The organism is Bradyrhizobium sp. WBAH42 (assembly GCF_024585265.1).
In the GTDB taxonomy this organism is placed as follows: domain Bacteria; phylum Pseudomonadota; class Alphaproteobacteria; order Rhizobiales; family Xanthobacteraceae; genus Bradyrhizobium.
In genome coordinates this window covers 3882402-3905743 of the sequence record NZ_CP036533.1, presented here as the reverse complement: position 1 = coordinate 3905743, position 23342 = coordinate 3882402, and the positions used below count along the sequence as shown (strand labels likewise).

Genomic DNA, 23342 nt, shown 5'->3' with positions numbered 1-23342 from the left:
TTGTCGCCGGACAGCGATTTGGCCTCAGCGCTCGACAAAAGCCTTTTCAATCACGAAATGGCCGGGCTGGCTGTGGTTGCCCTCGACGAAGCCGCGCGCGGAGAACATCGCGTGGAGTTCCTCCAGCATCGCCGGGCTGCCGCACAGCATGATGCGGTCGCTCCCGATATCGAGGGCGGACTGACCGATATCGTCGAACAGCTGGTTCGAGGCGATCAGGTCGGTGATGCGGCCGCGGTTGCGGAACGGCTCGCGGGTGACGGTCGGATAGTAGACGAGCTTGTCGCGGATCAGTGGCCCGAAGAATTCGTGATCGCGCAGACCTTCGACGAGATGCTCGCCGTAAGCGAGTTCGGAGACCTGCCGGCAGCCATGAGCGAGCACGATGGTCTCGTAGTTCTCATAGACATCCGGGTCCTTGATCAGGCTGGCGAAGGGGGCAAGGCCGGTTCCGGTCGAGAGCAGCAGCAGGCGCTTTCCCGGAATGAGATTGCCGGTGATCAGCGTGCCCGTCGCTTTGCGGCCGACCAGGATGATGTCGCCCTCCCTGATCTTCTGCAGGCGCGAGGTCAACGGGCCATCCTGCACCTTGATCGAGAAAAACTCGAGCGCCTCCTCGTGATTGGCGCTGGCCATGCTGTAGGCCCGCATCAACGGCTTGCCCTCGACCTCCAGTCCGATCATCGCGAACTGGCCGTTCTGGAAACGAAAGCCGGGATCGCGCGTCGCGGTGAAGCTGAACAGGGAGTCGGTCCAATGCCTGACTGACAAAACCGTTTCCTTCTGAAATGCACTCATGGTCTCTCCTTGTCGATGACGACAAGGTCATGGAGAGAGGGGGGGCCCGGCAATTCAGAAGTGAAATTCCCGGTCGATTAGTTTCACATTTCGCGCGTGGTGATCGAAGACCAGGCACGCGGTCATGCCGGCGCCGGCAATTAGTTGCTATTCGCCGCGCCGGTGCCGGCATAGATAGAAGTCGGAGGTTCGTCATGACCATGACCTTGGTGGCACCGACCGTTGCCAACTATGAAGCCAGCGCCGATCTCGCCGCGCTTCTCGTCCGCACCACGCAGGACGACGCGCTCAGCGTGCCCGCCGAGAAACTCCGCCTCTCATGCAAATGCGCCCACTGCACCCGCGCCCGTTTCGACGGCCGCTTCCCGGAAGCATTTCCCGGGATTGCGATCACCGGGATCGGCGATCTCGGCTATGGGCTGAACATCTCGTTTTCGGACGGGCACAGCCGGGGGATATATCCGAAGCCGTATTTGCTCAGTCTGGCGGGGCGGTGACCCATCGACGGTCGTCATTCCGGGGCGCCCGAAGGGCGAGCCCGGAATGACGAAGAGCGTCAATCTCGCTCCATCTGGCACAGACATTGCTCCTCTTTAGAACGATTTGAACGTTCCGGAGGCAGACGATGTTGCAGGCGGCAAATGTGGTTCGTGGGACCGCCCCCCCGGCGGCCCGGCCTGCAGGCAGTTCCTCCCTGCTGCTCACCGAGAACCAGCAATGGATCGGCGGTCCACCACCGCTGATGGACAAGCTCTCACCGCGCGAGCGGGAGTTGGTGCTGAAGCAGGGCCGCCGCAAGGTGCTCAACCGCGGCCAGACGCTGTTTAGCCAAGGTGGCAAGCATGATGGCATCTGGCTGATCGAGAGCGGCCGCATCCGCGTATTCTATACCTCTCCACTCGGGCGCGAGATCACACTCGCCTATTGGCACGTCGGCAATTTCGTGGGCGGCCCCGAAGTGTTCGAAGGCACCGTGCATCAATGGTCCGGCGTCGCCTCCAGCAATTGCAGCGTCGTGCACTTGCCCGGAAAGGAGTTGCGGTCGCTTGCCTTGGAGATCCCGAACCTCGCGATCGGCCTGATCGAGGGCCTCACGTTCAAGGGGAAGTGCTATTCGGCGCTCGCGCAGATGCTGGGCACGCGCTCGATCACCCAACGCCTCGCGCATCTGTTGTTGCACCTCGTTGAGCTTTACGGCGTCGAGGATGCTGACGGCACCGTCATTGCCGCCGCCTTCACTCACGCCGACATCGCCCACATGGTCGGCGCCACCAGGCAATGGGTCACGATCAGCCTGAAGCGCATGCAAGAGAAGGGAATCGTGTTGACCAAGCGGTCGCAGATCGTCGTCTGCCGTACCGACGTGCTGGAGGAGATGCGAGGTCACGCATCCGATTAGGAGAATTTGCAGCCAAGACCGATGCACAGGCAAGCGGCTTTATAGTGCAGAACTGCTCAAGGAGTATGCAATCACCTTTTCCGGGCAACTAATCGACCGCTGTCGTCATTCCGGATTTGCCCTGCCGGTGCCCTCAACCAATCATGGCAACCACAGCACATCCAACCGAAAGAGGATGAGAATGGTCCGCCATCTTCCCACGCTCTCGATCGCGATGTCAGTGACGTCGCTGGCGCTTCTCACCGCGCAGCCGGCCGCCGCGGAAACCGTCACGCTCGGCATCGGAACCCAGGACACCACAACCAACACGGTGACCGCGGGGGTCGTCATCCGCCAGTTGCATCTGCTGGAAAAATACCTGCCGAAGGACGGCAAATACGCCAACATCAAGTTCGAGCTGGAGTGGCAGAACTTCACCTCAGGTCCGCCCGTCACCAACGCGATGATGGCGAACAAGCTGCAGATCGGCATGATGGGCGACTATCCGCTGATCGTGAACGGCTTCACTTTCGAGAGTAACCCCGAGAGCAAGAGCCGCCTGATCGGCATCGCCGCCTACAGCCTGTCCGGCTCGGGCAACGGCCTCGTCGTCCACAAGGACTCGCCCTATTACGACCTCGCCGATCTCAAGGGCAAGTTGGTCAGCGTTCCCTTCGGCTCCGCCGCGCACGGCATGGTGCTGAAGGCTATGCAGGATCGCGGCTACGCATCTGACTTCTTCCAGCTCGTCAGCCAGAGCCCGGAAGTGGGCTCAACCAATCTGCAGGAGAAGAAGATTGACGGGCATGCCGATTTCGTCCCCTTTGCGGAATTGCTGCCGTTCCGCGGCTTCGCGCGAAAGATCTTCGACGGTGTCGAGACGAACTTGCCGACCTTCCACGGCATCGTGGTTCGCACCGACTTCGCCCAAAAATATCCGGAGGTCGTCGTCGCCTACTTCAAGGCGCTGATCGCTGCCAATCAGTGGCTGCGCGACGATCCCAAGCTCGCCGCGGAAAAGATCCAGGAATGGACCGGCATCAGCAAGGAAGTCGTCTACATCTTCCTCGGCCCCAGCGGCAACATGACCACTGATCCCACCATCAAGCCGGCGCTGATCGATGCGGCCACGACCGACGTCAAAGTGCTGCAGAATCTCGGCCGCATGAAGGAGTTCGATCCGAAGAAATGGGTCGACGACAGCTACATCCGCAAAGCCTATGCCGATATGAAGCTCGACTATGATGCGCAGCTTGCGAGCACCAAGAACTATGAAATTTCAGGTGAAGATGGTTTCTGCAAGAAGCCGATCGCGGATCCCCGCAAGGCCGGCGAGGTCTGGGTCGATGACGCCGGTATCTTGCCGTTCTCGTCCGCGAGTTGCACACTCGGTGCCTATGCCGACTACAAGGCCAAGGGCAAGAAGATCAACGTCGCCTACGTCTTCGACACCACGCGCGGAATCAAGCTGTTCGCCGATCAGGCCTTCTTTGCGGTCGGCAATGGCGAACTCGCCCCGTTCCTGCTGAAGAAGGATGCCGAAGCCTATGCCGCCAAGATCAGCGGTAAGGTGCTCGGCTTCGACGACGCCCTAAAGGCCGCAGTCGGAGGCAAGACGTGAGCAGTCCCGCCCTCGTCAGACCTCCCGAGGACAGCATGCCGGCAACAGCACTTGCAGAGGCGGCCTCCTCGCCCGCTGCCATCACCCCGCCTACGACGCCGCCGTCCTTCGACACACTCGCCTTGCGCTGGTACCGGCTCAATCGGTCAGGTCTGCGCGCGGCGGCGATCGGCGTGATTTCGCTGTTCGCGTTCCTGCTGGTCTGGCACCTGCTCACGACCTATCGCGTCGTGTTCTTCGTGCGCTTCACCAACGTGCCCTCGCCGCTCGCGGTTTATGCGAGCTTCACCAAGGCGATCCACGATCCCAAATTCCTGATGCACATCCTGCTCAGCTGCCGGCGCATCTTCATCGGCTTCTCGCTGGCGGCGATCATCGGCGTGCCGCTCGGCCTCATCATGGGCCGCTTCAAGCTGGTTCATGAGGTAATCTTCCCGGTCGCGGAGGTGCTGCGGCCGATTCCGGCGATCGCCTGGGTGCCGATGGCGATCATGCTGTGGCCGACCAACGAGCAGAGCATCGTCTTCATTACCTTCCTCGGCTCGTTCTTCCCGATCCTGGTCAACACGTTGCACGGCATGACGCTGGTCGACCCCGTGCTGGTGCGCGCCGCGCAATGCCTCGGCGCGCGCGAGCGCTCGATCTTCCGCGAGGTGTATTTTCCGGCATCGCTGCCTCACATCTTCACCGGCCTCACCGTCGGCATGGGCGTCGCCTGGGTCTCGCTGATCGCCGCCGAGATGATCTCGGGCCAATACGGCATAGGCTATTTCACGTGGGAGGCCTATTCGCTGGTCCAGTACGCCGACATCGCCCTCGGCATGATCGCGATCGGGGTACTCGGGCTCGGATCGAGCCTGCTGATCCGGGGTGCAGGGAAGCTGGTAATGCCGTGGAGATCGACATGAGCGAATTAGTTGCGAGTCCGCCGAAGGGCCACATTGAGGTCAAAAACTTCTCCCTCGCCTACGAGACGATCGAGGGAGCGGTCCAGGCCGTGACTGACACGCAGATCCATGTGAAGCCGGGCGAGTTCGTCTCGATCGTCGGTCCTTCCGGTTGTGGAAAATCGACGCTTCTCAACGCCGTCGCCGGCTTCCTCAAGCCGACTACCGGCATCGTGACGGTCGACGGCGAGCGCGTGAACGGCCCTAGCGCCGAGCGCGGCATGGTGTTCCAGCAATATTCACTGTTTCCCTGGAAGACGGTGCGGGAGAACGTCGAGTTCGGGCTGAAGATGCGCGGCATGCCGCGATCGCAGCGCGAGCGGGCGGCGCGCACGCTCTTGGGGCTCGCGGGTCTGGAGGCGTTCGAAAAGCACTATCCGGAAAAGCTCTCCGGCGGCATGAAGCAGCGCGTCGGCATCGTCCGCGCGCTGGCTACGGGACCGAAGGTGCTGCTGCTGGATGAGCCGTTCGGCGCCCTCGATGCGCAGACGCGCGTCATCATGCAGCAGATCCTTACCAACATGTGGCAGCGGTTGAAGATCTCGGTCTTGTTCGTCACCCACGACATCGACGAGGCGATCTTCCTCTCCGACCGCGTGTACTGCATGACCGCGCGGCCCGGTTCGATCAAGGCGGAGATCCCGATTCCGCTGGAGCGGCCGCGTCAGCAATCGATGATGATGTCGTCGGAGTTTTTGGCGCTCCGCCGCGGGCTGATGTCGCTGATTCGCGAAGAGAGCCTGAAGGCGATGGGCGGCGAGATCAACGACATGGGCATGCAGGGGCTGAACATCGAGCTGCAGGGCCATTCGCTGGCGGACGTGATTTAGCTTCCCGCTCGCAGCATTGACGGTCTCGTAGGGTGGGCAAAGCGAAAGCGTGCCCACCATTCTCCGTCTGTTATAGAACTGGTGGGCACGGCGCTTACGCGCCTCTGCCCACCCTATGCCATGATCATTTGAACCAGTGCACCAGTGCGATGCTGATCCCCAGCAGCAGCATCAGCGACAGCGTCACGGCGGCCGTCACCCGGCCGCCGACATTGGCGAGCACGCGCACGTCGACGCCAAGGCCGAGGGCTGCCATCGAGACCACCGTGAGAAAGCCGGTGATCTTCGTCACGGGGCCGACCACCGTGGCCGGCACGATCTCCAGCGAGCGCAGGGTCGCAAGCGCAAGGAAGCCGAGGATGAACCAGGGGACCAGGCGGAAGAAGCCGACGCTGGTCTTCCGGGCATCGCTCTGCCAGCGCGAGGCGACCAGCGACAGGCCGACAACGACCGGCCCGAGCATCAGGACGCGCATCAGCTTCACCAGCGTGCCGATCTGGGTCGAGACGAGGCCTGCCGGCACCGTGGCGGCAAGCACCTGCGGCACCGCGTAGACGGTGAGCCCGGCGAGGATGCCGTACTGCGTTGCGGACAATTGCAGCAGCGGGATCAGCAGCGGCAGGCCCAGCACCATCATCACGCCAAGGATCGCCGTGAAGGAGATCGAGGATGCAATCTCGTCGTTGCTTGCGCCGATGATGGGAGCCACCGCGGCGATGGCGGAATTGCCGCAGATCGAGTTGCCGCAGGCGATCAGGATCGACAGCCGCGTCGACAGGCCGAGCAGCCGGCTGAGGCCGAAGGAGACGCAGAGCGCGACCACGACGACCGCGGCAATGGAGGCGAGCAGCGCAATGCCGGAAGCCGCGATCGCAGCGAAGCTGATGGAGGCCCCGAGCAGCATGACCGCGACCTCGAGCAGCTGCTTGGCGCTGAAGGCGATACCCGCCTGCCAGCGCGGGGCCGGCTTCCAGAAGCTGCGCACCGCCATGCCGAGCAGGATCGCCATGACCAGCGCCTCGACATAGGGATGCTCGAACACGCCCAGTTCGGCCCGCTCGAGCAGGGCCGACACACCGGCCACGGCGATACAGAGGAGAATGCCCGGGATCAGCGCCGCAATACGGCTCGCGGCGGTGGCCGGCTTGGAATCGGCCGGGCTGGATGCTTGATTCTGCGACACAAATCTCTCCCGAAGGAGAAAGATTTATACGCAGCGCGACCCAATTGGGAAATATGTTTTCGACATATCAGGGCCGAGAGAAGTTCTGTCCTCAGCCCGGAATAAACGGCCTCAGAAGATCAGGTTCTTGGCCAGCGAGGCGACGCGGCTGAAGCCGTCATAGATGCCCGGCTCGAAGAAGGCGGCACGGGCCAGCACGATGCCGGCGACCAGCGACCAGAACAGGGTGGTGCCGGCCCGCAGCAGGAGCTTCGACGCACGCGACTTCGGCTGTGTGTCCGTTGCGGACACCAGTTGCTCGCCGAAGGGCTCAAATCCAGTGCGTTCCATGGCTGCCGATCCACCAATTTCTGGCGCAAATGTCGTCGTTTCGGCTCCAAACAGCAATGGAAGCGATTGGCGTTTTTGCCCTCGTAAGGGGAAACTCCTTCCTCCTGACAGGACCGCGGCAATAGTTTTCTTCTTCTCGCCGATTTGGATACCGCCACTCCAGTCACAACGCCCTTCCCGCGCCGGGATTCCCGGCCCGGGGCAAGGCGGCAGCGCCATCTTCCAGTCGATTGATGGCACCGCATTGGCGGTAGCCCATTTCGCTAAGCCGCCAGCCCGCTCTCTACTGGCGCAAACTCCAGCCCCAGACTCTCCGCCACCGCCTTGTTCGTCACCCGGCCGCGATGCACGTTGAGCCCGTTGCGCAGATGCGGATTCTCCAGGACCGCCGCAAAGCCCTTGTTCGCGAGCATCAGGCCGAACGGCAGCGTCGCGTTGTTCAGGGCCTGGCTCGAGGTCACCGGCACCGCTCCCGGCATGTTGGCGACGCAATAGTGCACGACGCCGTCGACCTCGTAGGTCGGCTCCGCGTGCGTGGTCGGGTGCGAGGTCTCGAAGCAGCCGCCCTGGTCGATCGCGACGTCGACCAGCACGGCTCCCGGCCGCATCGATTTCAGCATCGCGCGCGTGACGAGCTTCGGCGCGCTGGCGCCGGGCACCAGCACTGCGCCGATGACGACGTCGGCGGCGAACACCTCGTCCTCGACCGCCTCGATGGTGGAGAAGCGGGTGCGCACGCGTCCGACGAAGAGATCGTCCAGTTCGCGCAGGCGCGGAATCGAGCGGTCGATCACGGTGACTTCGGCACCTAAGCCGGCCGCCATGCGCGCCGCCTGCATTCCGACCACGCCGCCGCCGAGGACGACGACGCGAGCCGGCTGCACGCCGGGCACGCCGCCCAGCAGCAGACCGCGGCCGCCGGCCGAGCGCTTGAGGGCGGCGCCGGCGGCCTCGATGGCGAGGCGGCCGGCGACTTCGCTCATCGGGGCGAGCAGCGGGAGGTGACCACTCGCGTCCGTGACGGTTTCATAGGCGATTGCGGTGCAGCCGGAAGCAAGCAGGCCCTTGGCCTGCTCGGGATCCGGCGCAAGATGAAGATAGGTAAAAAGGATCTGGCCTTCGCGAAGCTGAGCCCATTCGCTCTTCTGCGGCTCCTTCACCTTCACGATCATGTCGGACTTTGCAAAGATCTCGCGAGCCGTCTCGGCAATGGACGCCCCAGCCCGCCGGTACACCTCGTCGGACGCACCGATGCCGCTGCCGGCGCCGCTCTCGACCATTACCTGGTGCCCGGCGGCGACATATTCGCGGACCGCCCCTGGGGTGAGCCCGACGCGATATTCCTGCACCTTGATCTCCTTCGGCACCCCGACGCGCATCTTGCTCTCCTTCGCCAATGCTTTGATTCCATTGTTGATCGTAGCGAGAGCGTCGGTTTGGTTTCGTGCAAATATCCGCTACCTTGGCGGCACCCGCGCCGGTTTCAGGCGCGAAAACGTCCTTTGGCGCTGGAAACGAAACCTTGGCCCTCGACCGGAAAGACCTCGCCATCCTCGCGGAACTCACGACCAATGCGCGAGCCAGCCACACCGAGCTTGCCAACAAGATCGGCTTGTCGAGCACGGCGCTGGCGCGGCGGCAGAAGGCGCTGGAGGATGACGGCTACATCCAGGCTTACCAGGCCGCGCTCGACCTCGGCCAGTTCGGCCTTACCACCACGGTGCTGGTTCGCATCGCGCTGGAAAGCCAGAGCGACGAGGCGCTGAAGGCATTCGAGGCAGAGGTGACGAAATGTCCCTCTGTCGTGCGCTGCTTCCTGATGTCGGGGACGGACGACTACATCCTCATCGTGCTCGCCCGCGACATCCAGGATTTCGAGCGCATCCATCGCACCGAGCTGTCCCGCCTGCCACGCGTGGCGCGGGTGCAATCGAGCTTCGCGCTGCGCGAGATCGTTAACCGCGCGGTGCCGACCGTCGTGTTCGGCGAGACGAAGCGCTGATCTCGTCGATCCAGATCGGGAGAACCGGTCAGGAACCAAGCAACTCCTCATCCGTTGGGCGCTATTGGCCAGCGGCGGCAACGCATTCTCGCGTCACTTGCCCAATTTGCCCGACTCGGCCTTTCCGCAGGGAAACCGACCATGGCCGACCTTACGATCCCCGAACGCATTCCGATCAACCTCGTCGTTAATGGCGAAAGCTACGCGCTCGAAGTCGTGCCTTGGACCACGCTTCTGGATGCGCTGCGTGATCGCCTGGAGCTGACCGGCAGCAAGAAAGGCTGCGATCACGGCCAATGCGGTGCCTGTACCGTGCTGGTCGACGGAAGACGGGTCAATTCCTGTCTCACCCTCGCCGTCATGAAGGATGGCGCTGAGATCACGACGATCGAAGGCTTGGCCGCGGACGGCGCGCTGCATCCCCTGCAACAGGCCTTCATCGACCACGATGCCTTTCAGTGCGGCTATTGCACGCCGGGACAGATTTGCTCCGCCGCGGGCCTGTTGGCCGAAGGCCGTGCGCGCGATGCGGACGAGATCCGGGAGCTGATGAGCGGAAACCTCTGTCGCTGCGGTGCCTACCCCAACATCGTGGCTGCGATCGAGCAGGCAATGAGCCGGTCATGAACAACTTCCAATATTCCCGCGCAAGCGATGTGGCCGACGCCATCCGCCTGCTCGCCGCCGATCCCGGCGCGAAGCTGATTGCCGGCGGCACCAACCTGATCGACCTGATGAAGGAGAATGTCGAACAGCCCTCCCGGCTGATCGACATTTCCCGCTTGCCGCTCCGCGACTTCGCGGAGACCGCCGACGGCGGCCTGCGTATCGGCGCCTTGGTGCCGAATTCGGACCTCGCCTACCATCCGTTGATCGAGCAGCGCTATCCCCTGCTTGCCAGCGCCATCCTGGCCGGCGCCTCCGCGCAATTGCGCAACATGGCCTCGGTCGGCGGCAATCTGATGCAACGAACGCGCTGCCCCTACTTCTATGACACCACGACGCCGTGCAACAAGCGAAGCCCCGGCACGGGCTGCTCGGCCATCGACGGCCTCAACCGCAACCACGCCATCCTCGGCACCAGCACGTCCTGCATCGCGACCAATCCATCCGACATGAGCGTGGCGCTGGCCGCGCTCGGCGCGCTCGTGCACATCGCAGGCCCCTCGGGGCAGCGCACCATCGCGCTGACGGATTTCCATCGGCTTCCCGATGACAAGCCTCATCTCGATACCAATCTCGGCAGCGGCGAGATCATTACCGCCATCGAGCTGCCGCCGCACGGCTTTGCCCGGAACTACAGCTATCTGAAGATCCGCGACCGGCTCTCCTACGCCTTTGCTCTGGTCTCCGTCGCGGCCGCGCTCGAACTGGAGGGCAACGCAATCGGCGAAGCGCGCCTTGCGCTGGGCGGCGTGGCTCACAAGCCCTGGCGAAGCCTCGAGGCCGAAGCCGCATTGCGCGGCCAGGCGGCAACACCGGATCATTTCGGGCGCGCCGCCGACCTGCTGCTGCAGGGAGCGACTGCCCGCTCCCATAATGGATTCAAAATCGAGCTGGCGCGCCGAGCCGTCCTGCGTGCGCTGATGCAGGCCGCAAGCGCCACGCCGCAGTCACAAGCTTACAAGAAGATCGCATGAGGTCCCGATGAACGCCTATGTCGGAACACCAACGTCGCGCGTCGACGGCCGGGCCAAGGTCATCGGGGCCGCCAAATATGCCGGCGAATTCGCAGCAGAAGGTCTTCTTCACGGCTTCGTTGTCGAGGCCGCCATCGCGCGCGGGCGCATCGCTCGTCTTGACACCAGCGAGGCTCTGAAGGTGAAGGGCGTGGTCGACGTGCTCACCCATGCACATCGGCCGCCCCTCGCCGACAAGGACGAAGCCTGGAAGGATGAGGTGGCGCCGGAGAAGGGCTCGCCCTTCCGTCCGCTCTATGACGACAGGATCAAGTTCAACGGACAGCCGATCGCACTGGTCGTCGCGGAGGACTGGGAGACCGCCAAGTTCGCCGCAACCCGTGTTCGCGTCGAATATGAGCAGGAGGCGTTTGCGACCGATCTCGAATCCGAACGCGGCAAGGCTTCCAAAGTGGATCAGCCGCACGAGCCGCGTGGTGATGCGGCAGCAGCCCTGACGCGCGCGGCCGTGCGCCACGAGGCGGACTACGTCATTCCGAGCGAGCACCACAATCCGATGGAGCTCTATGCGACGACGGCGGTCTGGGACGGCAGTGGCGGGCTTACGGTCTACGACAAGACGCAAGGCGTCCAGAACGTCCAGAAGTTTCTCTGCGGCGTTTTCGGCAAGAAGCCCGACGACATCCGCGTGATCTCGCCGTACGTCGGCGGCGCCTTCGGCTCAGGCCTGCGGCCGCAACACCAGGTCGTGCTGGCAACCCTTGCCGCGCTCGCACTGAAGCGATCTGTTCGCGTCGTGCTGACGCGGCAGCAGATGTATGGCCTGGGCTATCGTCCCATGACAATCGAGCGCCTTGCGCTCGGCGCAAAGCCGGACGGCACCCTCGATGCGGTCAGCCACGAAGCGATTGCCGTGACCTCCCGCTACGAGGATTTCTCTCGCAATGACACCGGCTGGGCCGAGCAGCTCTACAAGAGCCCCAACAGCCACTATTCCCACAAGCTGGTCGACCTCGACGTCTCGACGCCCTGCGACATGCGCGCACCGGGTGCGGCAACGGGCGTGTGCGCGCTTGAATGCGCCATGGACGAATTGTCCGTCGCGCTGAAGCTCGATCCGCTCGAATTGCGCCTGAAGTGCTATTCGGATCGCGACCAGACCGAAGACCTCCCTTACACCAGCAAGCAGTTGCGCGAATGCTACGCCCGCGGCGCGGAGGCGTTCGGCTGGAGCAGGCGCAATCCGGCACCGCGCTCCATGCGCGACGGCAAGGAACTGGTCGGCTGGGGCATGGCGACAGGTGTATGGGAAGCGCTGCAGATGCCGGTCGCCGTCCGCATCGTGCTGACGGCCAACGGCCATGCCGAGGTCTCCTGCGCCGCGTCCGATATCGGCACCGGCACCTACACCATCGTGGCGCAGGTCGCGGCCGATGCCCTCGGGCTGCCGATCGAGAACATGTGCGTCAGGCTCGCGGACTCGAGCCTGCCGCAGGCACCGGTGGAAGGCGGCTCATGGATGGCCGCCTCGAGCGCGCACGCCGTGCTGGGAGCAGCCGAAGAGATTCGCCGCGAGCTAGCGCGATACGCCAAGGCGATGCCTGCCTCGCCGCTTGCCGGGGTCGATGTGCCAGACATCATTCTCCTCGACGGCACGGTTGCTAAGGCCGCCGACCGCAGCCGCTCAGTTTCGATTGCTGATGCGATGCGCCATGGCCAGGTCGAGCGGATCGAGAAGGAGAAGCTGAACGAGTTCCCCGAGGACAAGTCGCACGCGCGCAACACCCATTCGGCCGTGTTCGTCGAGGTCAAGATCGATGAAGAGCTCGGCGTCATTCGCGTCACCCGGGTCGTGAGTGCGGTCGCGGCTGGACGCATCCTGAACACCAAGACGGGCCGCAGCCAGATCATGGGCGGGGTAGTCTGGGGAATTGGAATGGCGCTGCACGAGGAGACGGTGATGGATCACCGCTTCGGCCGCATCATGAACGCGAACATCGCCGAATACCACATCCCCGTGAACGCCGACGTCCACGACATTGACGTCATTTTCGTCGACGAGCCCGACGACCGCATCAACCGGTTGGGCATCAAGGGGCTCGGCGAAATCGGCACCGTCGGCGTGCCGGCCGCGATTGCGAACGCCGTCTATCATGCCACCGGCAAGCGCATCCGGCGCTTCCCGATTACGCTGGACAAGCTGCTGGAGTGAGGCGGCAGGCTAACCCTGTCGCAGCACTCGGGCATGTCATCCAAATGTCATCGAATGTGTCGAGAGCTGTATCTTCCTGCACATTCGGGATCCGACATGGACTATTTCAAACGCTTCAACTTCCTGTTCGCCGCACCTGTGTTCGACGCCGACGATCTCGAAGGCGTCCGCTTCAACCAGATCATCGAGGAAATCCAACGCTCCGGCTTCGAGGTAGTCCGCGCCCGCAAGCTGGAGGATGCCGAGATGGCGGTGCAGACCGATGCCGCGATCGGCTGCATGGTGGTGGACTGGGGCAAGAAGGGGCTTGAGGGCAAAACCTCGGCGCTGATCAACCTGATGCGCCGCCGCGGCCTCGACTTCCCAATCATTCTCCTGATCCGTCGCAAGCGGTTCGAGGACCTGCCGGTCGAAGTGCTCGACTTCATCGACGGCTATGTCTTCCTCTCCGAGGAGACGCCGACCTTCATCGCCAAGAACCTGATCAGCCGGCTCAAGCAATATGCCGAGACGCTGAAGACGCCCTTCTTCGGCGCGCTGGTCGACTATGCCGAGGAAGGCAACCAGCTCTGGACCTGCCCGGGCCACAATGGCGGCGTGTTCTACAATCGCAGCCCGATCGGGCGCGTGTTCGTCGAGCATCTCGGCGAATCCGTGTTCCGCGACGACCTCGACAATTCCGTGCTCGACCTCGGCGACCTCCTCACCCATGAGGGCCCGGCGCTGAAGGCGCAGAAGGAAGCGGCGGCGATCTTCGGCGCGGAAAAGACCTATTTCGTGCTCAACGGCACCTCGACTTCGAACAAGGTCGCGCTGGGCGCCCTCGTCACCGACGGCGACCTCGTGCTGTTCGACCGCAACAACCACAAGGCCGCCCATCACGGCGCGCTGATGATCAATGGCGGCATCCCGGTCTATGTGCCGACCGTCCGCAACGCCTGGGGGCTGATCGGCCCGATGCGCTGGGACAGGCTCGACGAGAAGGCTCTGCGCGAGGCGATCCGCAACCATCCCCTGGTGAACGATCGCGACGCCTGGCGCAGGGAGCGGCCGTTCCGCGTCGCTGTGGTCGAGCAGTGCACCTATGACGGCTCGATCCACAGCGCCGAGATGATCATCAAGCGCATCGGCCATCTCTGCGACTACATCCTGTTCGACGAGGCCTGGGCCGGGTTCATGAAATTCCACCCGCTCTATGCCGGCCGCTTCGCCATGGGGCTGGCAAATCTTCCGCCCGACGCCCCCGGCATCATCGCGACGCAGTCGACCCACAAGCAGCTAGCAAGCTTTTCGCAGGCCTCGCAGATCCACATCAAGGATCGCCACATCCGCGGCCAGAAGCGTCGCGTCGAGCACCGCCGTTTCAACGAGAGCTTCATGCAGCACGCCTCGACTTCGCCGTTCTACCCGCTGTTCGCCTCGCTCGACGTCGGCGCGCAGATGATGAAGGGCCGCTCCGGCGAAGTGCTGTGGGACGACACGATCCGGCTCGGCATCGAGCTGCGCAAGAAGATCCGGGCGATGCGCCGGGAGTTCGAGGAGAAGGAGCAGAATCCGGATCGCCGCTGGTTCTTCGAGCCGTTTGTTCCAGATCGCGTCGCCATTGCCGATGTCAGCCGCCCCGGCGCGGCGCATAACGTCGCCTGGGAGACCCTCTCGACCGACGAGCTCGCCACCAATCCCGCGCTGTGGCAGCTCTCTCCGGATACCAACTGGCACGGCTTTCCCGATCTCGCGGAAGGCTTTGCCATGACCGATCCGAACAAGCTGACGCTGCTCACCCCCGGATTCGATCGTACGACCGGGGCCTATGCCGAGCACGGCATTCCCGCGCCGGTCGTCGCGCAATATCTGCGCGAGAACCGCATCGTCCCAGAAAAGAACGACCTCAACTCCCTGCTTTTCCTGCTGACGCCCGGCGTCGAGGCGAGCAAGGCGGGCACGCTGATCTCCGGCCTCGTCGCGTTCAAGAGGCTGCATGACGACAATGCGCTGCTGGCCGATGTCATCCCCGAATTCTATCAGCGGCGACAGGCGCGCTACGCCGGCGCGCGGCTGCGCGACCTCTGCGGCGAGATGCACCGTTTCTTCCGCGCCGCCGATGTCAGCGCGCTCCAGGCCCGGCAGTTCATGCCCGAGCATATGCCCGAGATCGCGATGTCGCCCCGCGATGCCGCGCGCTATCTGTTCAAGAACGACGTCGACTACCTCCCGATCGAGGCGATCGCCGGCCGTATCGCGACCACGCCCTTCGTGGTCTACCCGCCCGGCATTGCCACCATCGTGCCCGGCGAGCGACTGACGGAACGGGCCAAGCCCATGATCGATTATCTCAAGATGTTCGAGACCTGCTTCAACACATTCCCGGGCTTCGACGTCGAGATCCAGGGCGTCTACAAGGAGGTCGACGCGAACGGGCGCATCGGGCTCTACACTTATGTCGTGACCGAGTAGGTGCCGATGAACGAGACAGCTGCGCGCGCGAGCGACGAAGCGGTCCTGGTCCGCACCTCACGCGAGAGCGACGTCGAGGCGATGCTGGCGATCTACCGCCATCACGTCCGCAATGGCGTGCCGCGCGATGTCGAGGGAACCGGTGCGCCGGAGCCGGACGATCTGCGCGACCGGCGCAAGAACCTGAAGCAGACCCGCCTGCCGCATCTGGTCGCGACCTGGCGCGGCGAGGTCGTCGGCTATGCCTATGCCGTGCTGTTCCGCAAGCGGCCGGCCTATCGCTACGCCGCCAAGCACTCGATCTATGTCCACCACGCCCATCTCGGCCGCGGGGTCGGACGGCTGTTGCTGCAAGAATTGATCGACGCCTGCGCGGCGGCCGGCTTTCGCCAGATGATCGGCTATATCGATGCCGACAACGCGCCCTCGCTGGCGCTGCACGAGCGGTTTGGCTTCGCGCGCGCCGGCCTGCTCAGCGGCGTTGCCTATCGCCACGGCCGCTGGTCCGACACCGTCATGGTGCAACGCTCGCTCGGCGCGGGGACGACGACGCCCCCGCCTGTCACGGCACCCGGGCGTTAGGCCCTACGACGGGAAGTCGGCCGCTTTGACATGGATGCGGTCGGCATGCAGCGACCAGTGGTGCAACGCCTGGTCCTTGCAGAACCTCGCTTTCGCACGTTCCTTGGCCTCGTCCTCGTCGGCGGCGTCGATCTCGAGCGTGCCCTGGCAGACCTCGCACTGCCGGCCGTATTCGCCGAGCACGTCCTTCATGAACCTGACGACATAAGTTGACATGGGACCTCCCTGCCTGCCCGCCGGCACTCTAGTCCCATTTAGGCCGGACGGGGAAAGGAGATTTTGACGCGGATCAAGGCCGGGGCTCAGTTCCCGGCCATCATCCAGAGCGCTTGGTGCGCCCCTACCCCGGCGTCACCCCGAAGGCCTGCTTGAAACGTTCCGCATAGCGCGGCCAGGCTTCGGGGTTGATGATGCGCGGCGGGCGCTTGCCGTCGAGCACATCCAGCACCTGCTCGGCGGCGATCCGGCCCATATTCTGGCGCGCCTCGATGGTGACGCCTGCGGTGTGTGGGCTCGCCAGCACGTTGTCGAGCTGGAGCAGCGGATGCTCCGGCGGCGGCGGCTCCTTGGACCAGACGTCGAGGCCGGCCCCGGCGATGCGCTTGTCGCGCAGAGCCTGCAGCAGTGCATCCTCGTCGTGGATGAAGCCGCGCGCGGTGGTGATGAAATAGGCATGCGGCTGCATCAGCGCGAATTCGCGCGTGCTGATCATGTTGCGGCTGCCTTTATTGAGAGGGCAGGAGATCGAGACGAAATCGGCGCGGCGCAAGAGCTCGTCGAGCTCGACCTTCTCCCCGCCCCGCTCGGCCATCACCTCGGCCGACAAATAGGGATCGTAGGCCAGCACCGTCATGCCGAGCAGGCCCTTGCACAATGCGGCGATGCGCCGGCCGACATTGCCGAGGCCGATGATGCCGACGGTCTTGTGCTCGACCTCGTTGCCGACGAGATCGTTGCGGTTGACGTCGCGCTCGCGGCGCAGCCGGCGATCCGACTGGATGATGCGCTTGGACAGCGTCAGCATCATCGCCAGCGCGTGCTCTGCGACCGAATGGGCATTGCCGCCGGACTGGTTGACGACCACGACCCCGGCGGCCGTGCAGGCCTCGACGTCGACCGGGTCGAAGCCGGCACCGTTGCTGGAGACCAGCAGCAAGTTCGGCGTGCGCTTCAGGAAGGCGGCATCGACATGGAAATGCGGGGCGAGCTCATCGCGGGCGGCACCGACCTGGTAGACGTGGGCAGCGCCAAGGAGCGGCCCATAGACGTCCTCGGGGCTTGCGTTCTCGATGCGATCGAGCCGCACGTCGGGCCGCGCCTTCAGGATGTCGATATAGATCGGATTGGCCAAGTAATTGGAGTAGACGACGCGCTTGTTGTTGACGGACATCAGGACCCTTCCGGCTCTTGCGAGGGAGAGCCGCAAGGTCAGCGCCCCGTGCCCCCCCGTGTTCTGGTTATCGCCGCTTATGCCATGGCGGTGCCGGCCACGGCAGGCCTGCTGGCGCAGATCATGGTGACGGCGCGGACATGTTGACAATCCCGCTGTTCGCGTCAAGTTCGGCAGACTGCCGCGACGGCCAGAACCAAGAAGCATGTGCGGCCGCAGGGAGAGCGCAATGGCGATTGCGGAACAGCAGACGCAGGGGAGCCGCGACGGAAGCTGGCACGGCATCGTCCTGCAAACGTTGAAGCGGAACGAGATCAGCCTGATTCCTTACGTGCCTGACCGCGTGCTCACGCCGCTGATCAAGAACCTGCACGCCGATCCCTTCTTCACCACCTTCGCGACCGCCCGCGAGGAAGAGGCCGTCGGCATCGTCTCCGGCGCCTGGATGGGCGGACGGCGCGGCGCGGTGCTGATGCAGACCTCCGGCTTTGCCACGCTCGCCAACGTGCTGGCCTCGCTCGCAGTGCCCTACCAGATTCCGCTGATCATGTTCGTCTCCGAGCGCGGCACGCTCGGCGAGTTCAACTACGGCCAGTCGCTGGTCTGCCGCACCATGCGACCGGTGCTGGATTCGCTGGCGCTTGAGCACCACACCATCACCCGGCTCGACGAGCTCGAATTCATCACCGACCGCTCGATCAAGCAGGCTGTCACCACGCAGGCGCCGGTGGCGTTGATCCTCAACCCGCTGCTGACGGGCGGCAAGGTCTTTGACAAGTGAGGCCGGCGATGAACACTGGCAATACCAAGGTGATGAACCGGTTTGACGTGACCTCGCGGCTGATCGCAAAGCTCGAGCACGAGGAAGCCGTGATTGGCGGCATCGGCAACACCAATTTCGACCTCTGGGCCGCCGGCCACCGGCCGCAGAATTTCTACATGCTGGGCAGCATGGGCCTTGCCTTCCCGATCGCGCTCGGCGTGGCGCTGGCACAGCCCGACCGCCGCGTCTTCGCGCTCGAAGGCGACGGCTCGCTATTGATGCAGCTCGGCGCGCTCTCGACGATCGCGGCTCTGAAGCCAAAAAACCTCACGATGATCGTGATGGACAACGGCATCTACCAGATCACCGGCGCGCAGCCGACACCGGCAGCCAGCGTCGCCGACATCGTCGCCATCGCCATCGGCTGCGGTCTCGCGAGCAGCGCCTGGGCCGCGGACGAGGAGGATTTCGAGCGACTGGTCGACGATGCGATGGCGGCCTCCGAGCCCTGCCTGATCGCGGTCAGGATCGACGACAAGCCCGGCGTAGGCACCACCCGTCGCGACCCCGTGCAGATCCGGGAACGTTTCATGCATGGCCTTGGCGTGCGCGATCCGCTTTAACATTTTGTCATTAACTACACGGCGATCTGATACGAGCCTCGCGACAACCCGACCAAATTCGTGCTAAGCGACCCAGATGTCGCTTTTCATTCGTACCTTTGCCTGGCTGCTCGCCGCTGCCGTTACGTTCGCCACTCTCGGTCCTCCCGGCCTTCGCCCCCATTCCACCCTCGGTCAGGACGGCGAACATGCGCTTGCCTTCATCATGGTGGGGTTGGCCTTCGGCCTCGCCTATCCACGCCGGCGTCTGCTGATTGCGGCGGCTGCGGTCATCCTGATCGGCGTGCTCGAGCTGATGCAATTTTGGGCACCCGGCCGCCATGCGCGGCTGGAGGATTATCTGGTCGACGCCGCCACCGCCTGCCTCGGCTTTGCGCTCGCCGCCACGGCCGACCGGCTGCTCTCGCGCTTTTGCATCAGCTCCGCCGTGGCAAGCGAAGGCCCCGCGGAGTGACACTCCGCAGGGCCCTGCTCAGCACAGAGGATTGCGTCGATCAGTCGATGATCTTGACCACGCGGCGCGTGCGCGGCTCGACGATCACGCGGCGATCGTTCACGACCGCATAGCGATACTCGGTGTAATTCGGCACCGGGCGGAGCACCACGGTGGGTGGCAGGGGCTCGCCGACCACGACGCGCTCGTGGACTACGACGGAGTCGCTGCGCGGAATTCCGCCCAGGACCGCATTCGGAATTTCAAGACCGGCGCCGACGGCTGCACCCACGGTGCCGCCGACCATCGCTCCGATCGGGCCGCCGATGTCGCCACCCGCACGCGCGCCGTCCCTGGCGCCTTGTTCGGTCGTCGACTGGGCAAAGGCTGCGCTCGACGCCAGCAGCGACGCTGCAGCCAACGTAATCGCAAGACGGGTTTTCATGGTGTTTTGTCTCCAGTGATTGTCCTGCGCCTTCAACCGCGGGGCCAGATCATTGTTCCGGTTCCCCTGCGGCGAAAGTCACCCCGCATCTGGAGACTGTTACGGCGTAACAGTTCAGCTAGCTGCGATCTCGTGGCCGGCCATCAGTTCCAGCGCCCGAACCATCGCCGAATGATCCCATGCTTTGCCGCCATGTGCGGTACAGGACGAGAACAATTGCTGCGCCACGGCCGTGCTCGGCAGCGACAGGCCGAGTGAGCGAGCGCCTTCGAGCGCGAGATTGAGATCCTTCTGGTGCAGCTCGATGCGGAAGCCCGGATCGAAATTGCGCTTCACCATGCGCTCGCCATGCACCTCCAGAATGCGCGAAGAGGCAAAGCCGCCCATCAGCGCCTTGCGCACCAGCGCGGGATTCGCACCGGCCTTGGATGCGAACAACAGCGCCTCGCTCACAGCTTCGATGGTGAGCGCGACGATGATCTGGTTGGCGACCTTCGTCGTCTGTCCGTCGCCGTTGGCGCCGACATGGGTGACGTTCTTGCCCAACTTGTCGAAGATCGGCTTCATGGTGCCAAAGGCCCGCTCCGGCCCGCCGACCATGATGGTGAGGCTCGCAGCTTTCGCGCCGACTTCCCCTCCCGACACCGGCGCGTCGAGATAGTCGGCGCCGAGCGCCTCGATCTTCTTCGCGAACTCCTTAGTCGCCAGCGGCGAGATCGAGCTCATGTCGACGACGATCTTGCCCTTGGAGATGCCGCTGGCGACACCGTCCTTGCCGAACAGCGCGGCCTCCACATGCGGCGTATCCGGCACCATGATGATGACCGCGTCCGCCTGCTCTGCGACCTCCCTGGACGACGTGCAGGCGATGCCGCCCGCGGACATCAGATCCGGCGCGATCGGCGCAATGTCATGCAGGAAAACGCGATGACCCGCGGCCAGGAGATGGCCGGCCATCGGCCGCCCCATGGTGCCGAGTCCGATGAAGCCGATATTGGTCATGTTTGCGTTTCCTCAGGTCTCAAACGTCTGTGCCGCGTGCCAGGACAGGCCTTCCAGCGTCGTCGTGCGCGGCTTGTATTCGCAGCCGATCCAGCCGCGATAGCCGATCGCGTCGAGGTGGCGGAACAGGAAGGGATAGTTGATCTCGCCGGTGCCAGGCTCATGGCGGCCGGGATTGTCGGCCAGCTGGACGTGGGCGATCTGAGGCAGGTATTCCTGCATGGTGCGGGCGAGATCGCCCTCCATGATCTGCATGTGGTAGATGTCGTACTGGATGAAGAGGTTGTTCGACCTCACCTCGGAGATCAGCTGCACCGCCTGCTCGGTGCCGTTGAGGAAGAAGCCGGGAATGTCGAGCGTGTTGATGGGCTCGACCAGCAGCTTGATGTTCTCCCGCGCCAGCGTCGAAGCCGCAAAACGCAGATTCCCGACCAGCGTCTCCTGAAGCTCGCGCGGATCGGCATCAACAGGCGCGATGCCGACGAGACAGTTGAGCTGCTCGCAATCGAGCGCCTTGGCATAATCAATGGCGCGGAACACGCCATCGCGGAATTCGGCGGTGCGGTCGGGCAGGATCGCAATGCCGCGCTCGCCGCCGGCCCAGTTGCCAGCGGGGAGATTGTGCAGCACCTGCGTCAGCCCGTGGGCCTCGAGCTGCTCGCGCAGCTGCGCCTTGTCGAAATCATAGGGGAAGAGATATTCGACCCCGGCAAAGCCCGCCGTCTTCGCCGCTGCGAAGCGGTCGAGGAACGGCATCTCGTTGAAGAGCATGGTGAGGTTGGCGGCAAACTTCGGCATGGTGCTTCTTCCCCTATTCCGCCGGCTGCAGCACGCGTGTGGTCTCGACTTCGTCGAGCGGAAGGTCCAGCACCTCCTCGAACTCCACGATGTTGTCGATCTCCGTGCCCATGGCGATGTTGGTGACCCGTTCGAGGATGAACTCGACCACGACTGGCACGCGGTGCTTCGCCATCAATTCGCGGGCGGTCGCAAACGCCGCTTGCGTGTCCTTCGGGTCGGTGACGCGGATGGCCTTGCAGCCGAGACCTTCGGCGACCGCGACATGGTCGACGCCGTAGACGCCGATCTCGGGCGCGTTGATGTTCTCGAAGGAGAGCTGGACGTGATAGTCCATATCGAAGCCGCGCTGGGCCTGGCGGATCAGGCCGAGATAGGAATTGTTCACGACGACGTGGATGTAGGGCAGATTGAACTGCGCGCCGACTGCGAGCTCCTCGATCAGGAACTGAAAGTCGTAATCGCCCGACAGCGCGACGATCTCGCGCTCCGGACAGGCCGCGCGCACGCCGAGCGCGGCCGGCAGCGTCCACCCGAGCGGCCCCGCCTGCCCTGCATTGATCCAGTTGCGGGGCTTGTAGACGCCGAGGAATTGCGCGCCGGCGATCTGCGACAGGCCGATCACCGTAACATAGGTGGTGTCGCGGCCGAATGCCTTGTTCATTTCCTCATAGACGCGCTGCGGCTTGATCGGAACGTTGTCGAAATGGCTCTTGCGCAGCATCGTCTTCTTGCGGTCGCGGCAGGAAGCGGGCCAGGCCTGGCGCTCGCGGAGCCTGCCCGACCGCCGCCACTCCCTGGCGACGGCGACGAACAGCTCGAGCGCGGCCTTGGCGTCCGAGACGATGCCGAGATCGGGATTGAACACACGCCCGATCTGCGTCGGCTCGATGTCCACGTGAACGAATTTGCGACCCTTGGTGTAGGTCTCGACCGAGCCGGTGTGGCGGTTGGCCCAGCGGTTGCCGATGCCGAGCACGAAGTCGGATTCCAGCAGGGTGGCGTTGCCATAGCGGTGGCTGGTCTGAAGCCCGACCATGCCGGCCATCAGCACGTGATCGTCAGGGATCGCGCCCCATCCCATCAGCGTCGGCACCACCGGCACGTTGGCGATCTCGGCGAACTCGACCAGCAGGTCAGAGGCGTCGGCGTTGATGATGCCGCCGCCTGCCACGATCAGCGGCCGCTCGGCGGTGTTGAGCATCTCGAGCGCCTTCTCCACCTGCTTGCGCGTCGCGGCGGGCTTGTAGACCGGCAGCGGCTCGTAGGTCTCGTCGTCGAACTCGATCTCGGCGAGCTGCACGTCGAGCGGCATGTCGATCAGCACCGGCCCCGGGCGCCCTGAGCGCATCACATGAAAGGCCTGGCTGAACACACGCGGCACCAGCGCCGGCTCGCGCACCGTCACTGCCCATTTGGTCACGGGCTTGGCGATCGACTCGATGTCAACCGCCTGAAAATCCTCCTTGTAGAGCCGCGCGCGCGGCGCCTGACCGGTGATGCAGAGGATCGGGATGGAATCGGCGATCGCCGAATAGAGTCCGGTGATCATGTCGGTGCCGGCCGGCCCGGAGGTACCGATGCAGACCCCGATGTTGCCGGCCTTGGCGCGCGTATAGCCCTCGGCCATGTGCGAAGCGCCCTCGACATGGCGCGCCAGGATGTGGCGGATCGAGCCACGCTTCTTCAGCGCCGAGTAAAGCGGATTGATCGCAGCGCCGGGAACTCCGAAGGCCGTCGAGATACCTTCCCTCTCCAGGATACGCACGGCCGCATCGACAGCTCGCATCTTCGCCATATCGGACCTCGCTCAAATTGCGTCAGCGAACGAGATCATCAGGTGCGCAGAAGCCGATCTCAACGAGATCGATTTTATTTTCCACGATGCGGCAGCCGCGAGAAAATCGTGGG

General features: G+C 64.1%; 24 protein-coding genes. 14 read left to right on the top strand and 10 right to left on the bottom strand.

Annotated elements, in window-relative coordinates; translation table 11 throughout:
- Positions 1-24 precede the first annotated feature (24 nt).
- The gene (locus DCG74_RS18155; protein WP_172784307.1) at positions 25-798 is read right to left on the bottom strand and encodes a ferredoxin--NADP reductase; all 774 of its coding nucleotides are present in this window, start codon (positions 796-798) and stop codon (positions 25-27) included.
- Positions 799-998: 200 nt separating this feature from the next.
- Between DCG74_RS18155 and DCG74_RS18150 the strand changes: the two genes are divergently transcribed.
- The 5 genes from DCG74_RS18150 (at position 999) to DCG74_RS18130 (ending at position 5574) form a co-directional block, all read left to right on the top strand.
- On the top strand, positions 999-1295 hold the full coding sequence (locus DCG74_RS18150) for a gamma-butyrobetaine hydroxylase-like domain-containing protein (protein WP_172784631.1): 297 nt from the start codon (positions 999-1001) through the stop codon (positions 1293-1295).
- 128 nt (positions 1296-1423) lie between these two features.
- Positions 1424-2197: a Crp/Fnr family transcriptional regulator gene (locus DCG74_RS18145; protein ID WP_172784306.1), complete on the top strand. Its 774-nt coding sequence runs from the start codon at positions 1424-1426 to the stop codon at positions 2195-2197.
- 181 nt (positions 2198-2378) lie between these two features.
- Positions 2379-3797, top strand: coding sequence for an ABC transporter substrate-binding protein (locus DCG74_RS18140; protein WP_172784305.1), 1419 nt, complete (start codon positions 2379-2381; stop codon positions 3795-3797).
- The gene (locus DCG74_RS18135; RefSeq protein ID WP_373569523.1) at positions 3794-4705 is read left to right on the top strand and encodes an ABC transporter permease; all 912 of its coding nucleotides are present in this window, start codon (positions 3794-3796) and stop codon (positions 4703-4705) included. The genes DCG74_RS18140 and DCG74_RS18135 overlap by 4 nt, the downstream gene beginning before the upstream one ends.
- Positions 4702-5574 (top strand): ABC transporter ATP-binding protein, encoded by an 873-nt coding sequence (locus tag DCG74_RS18130; RefSeq protein ID WP_172784304.1) that lies wholly within the window; start codon positions 4702-4704, stop codon positions 5572-5574. The genes DCG74_RS18135 and DCG74_RS18130 overlap by 4 nt, the downstream gene beginning before the upstream one ends.
- A gap of 124 nt (positions 5575-5698) precedes the next feature.
- Here the strand turns inward: DCG74_RS18130 and DCG74_RS18125 are convergent, their stop codons facing one another.
- The 3 genes from DCG74_RS18125 to ald all read right to left on the bottom strand — a co-directional run bounded on the left by DCG74_RS18125 (position 5699) and on the right by ald (position 8466).
- Complete coding sequence (locus DCG74_RS18125; protein ID WP_172784303.1) at positions 5699-6757, bottom strand: YeiH family protein; 1059 nt, start codon at positions 6755-6757, stop codon at positions 5699-5701.
- A gap of 111 nt (positions 6758-6868) precedes the next feature.
- The gene (locus DCG74_RS18120) at positions 6869-7087 is read right to left on the bottom strand and encodes a hypothetical protein (protein WP_027546306.1); all 219 of its coding nucleotides are present in this window, start codon (positions 7085-7087) and stop codon (positions 6869-6871) included.
- Between the two features lie 263 nt (positions 7088-7350).
- Entirely contained in the window at positions 7351-8466 is a 1116-nt protein-coding gene (ald, locus tag DCG74_RS18115) for an alanine dehydrogenase (protein ID WP_172784302.1), read from the bottom strand.
- A gap of 143 nt (positions 8467-8609) precedes the next feature.
- Here ald and DCG74_RS18110 point away from each other — a divergent pair, with 143 nt between their 5' ends.
- The 6 genes from DCG74_RS18110 (at position 8610) to DCG74_RS18085 (ending at position 15977) form a co-directional block, all read left to right on the top strand.
- Complete coding sequence (locus DCG74_RS18110) at positions 8610-9089, top strand: Lrp/AsnC family transcriptional regulator (protein WP_036035057.1); 480 nt, start codon at positions 8610-8612, stop codon at positions 9087-9089.
- Positions 9090-9230: 141 nt separating this feature from the next.
- On the top strand, positions 9231-9716 hold the full coding sequence (locus DCG74_RS18105; protein ID WP_172784629.1) for a (2Fe-2S)-binding protein: 486 nt from the start codon (positions 9231-9233) through the stop codon (positions 9714-9716).
- Positions 9713-10729, top strand: coding sequence for a xanthine dehydrogenase family protein subunit M (locus DCG74_RS18100; protein ID WP_172784301.1), 1017 nt, complete (start codon positions 9713-9715; stop codon positions 10727-10729). The genes DCG74_RS18105 and DCG74_RS18100 overlap by 4 nt, the downstream gene beginning before the upstream one ends.
- A 7-nt stretch (positions 10730-10736) precedes the next feature.
- On the top strand, positions 10737-12941 hold the full coding sequence (locus DCG74_RS18095; protein WP_172784300.1) for a xanthine dehydrogenase family protein molybdopterin-binding subunit: 2205 nt from the start codon (positions 10737-10739) through the stop codon (positions 12939-12941).
- Between the two features lie 96 nt (positions 12942-13037).
- Positions 13038-15395, top strand: coding sequence for an Orn/Lys/Arg decarboxylase N-terminal domain-containing protein (locus tag DCG74_RS18090; RefSeq protein WP_172784299.1), 2358 nt, complete (start codon positions 13038-13040; stop codon positions 15393-15395).
- 6 nt (positions 15396-15401) lie between these two features.
- Positions 15402-15977 carry a GNAT family N-acetyltransferase gene (locus DCG74_RS18085; protein WP_172784298.1) on the top strand — a complete coding sequence of 192 codons (576 nt, stop codon included), beginning with the start codon at positions 15402-15404 and terminating at the stop codon, positions 15975-15977.
- A gap of 3 nt (positions 15978-15980) precedes the next feature.
- Here the strand turns inward: DCG74_RS18085 and DCG74_RS18080 are convergent, their stop codons facing one another.
- Together DCG74_RS18080 and DCG74_RS18075 are read right to left on the bottom strand one after the other, a co-directional pair.
- Positions 15981-16193 (bottom strand): hypothetical protein, encoded by a 213-nt coding sequence (locus DCG74_RS18080; protein WP_172784297.1) that lies wholly within the window; start codon positions 16191-16193, stop codon positions 15981-15983.
- 124 nt (positions 16194-16317) lie between these two features.
- Positions 16318-17367: a hydroxyacid dehydrogenase gene (locus DCG74_RS18075; RefSeq protein WP_172784296.1), complete on the bottom strand. Its 1050-nt coding sequence runs from the start codon at positions 17365-17367 to the stop codon at positions 16318-16320.
- A 229-nt stretch (positions 17368-17596) separates the two neighbouring features.
- Here DCG74_RS18075 and DCG74_RS18070 point away from each other — a divergent pair, with 229 nt between their 5' ends.
- The 3 genes from DCG74_RS18070 to DCG74_RS18060 all read left to right on the top strand — a co-directional run bounded on the left by DCG74_RS18070 (position 17597) and on the right by DCG74_RS18060 (position 19207).
- On the top strand, positions 17597-18148 hold the full coding sequence (locus DCG74_RS18070) for a thiamine pyrophosphate-binding protein (protein ID WP_172784295.1): 552 nt from the start codon (positions 17597-17599) through the stop codon (positions 18146-18148).
- 8 nt (positions 18149-18156) lie between these two features.
- A complete protein-coding gene (locus tag DCG74_RS18065; protein WP_172784294.1) occupies positions 18157-18753 on the top strand; it encodes a thiamine pyrophosphate-dependent enzyme in 597 nt (198 codons plus the stop codon).
- A gap of 76 nt (positions 18754-18829) precedes the next feature.
- The gene (locus DCG74_RS18060; protein ID WP_172784293.1) at positions 18830-19207 is read left to right on the top strand and encodes a VanZ family protein; all 378 of its coding nucleotides are present in this window, start codon (positions 18830-18832) and stop codon (positions 19205-19207) included.
- Between the two features lie 40 nt (positions 19208-19247).
- Here DCG74_RS18060 and DCG74_RS18055 read toward each other — a convergent pair whose 3' ends face one another.
- The 4 genes from DCG74_RS18055 to gcl form a co-directional block, all read right to left on the bottom strand.
- Positions 19248-19631, bottom strand: coding sequence for a DUF1236 domain-containing protein (locus DCG74_RS18055; protein WP_172784292.1), 384 nt, complete (start codon positions 19629-19631; stop codon positions 19248-19250).
- A 114-nt stretch (positions 19632-19745) separates the two neighbouring features.
- Entirely contained in the window at positions 19746-20633 is an 888-nt protein-coding gene (locus tag DCG74_RS18050) for a 2-hydroxy-3-oxopropionate reductase (protein WP_172784291.1), read from the bottom strand.
- Between the two features lie 12 nt (positions 20634-20645).
- Positions 20646-21431, bottom strand: coding sequence for a hydroxypyruvate isomerase (hyi, locus tag DCG74_RS18045; RefSeq protein WP_172784290.1), 786 nt, complete (start codon positions 21429-21431; stop codon positions 20646-20648).
- A gap of 13 nt (positions 21432-21444) precedes the next feature.
- Positions 21445-23229: a glyoxylate carboligase gene (gcl, locus tag DCG74_RS18040; RefSeq protein ID WP_172784289.1), complete on the bottom strand. Its 1785-nt coding sequence runs from the start codon at positions 23227-23229 to the stop codon at positions 21445-21447.
- Positions 23230-23342: the final 113 nt, after the last annotated feature.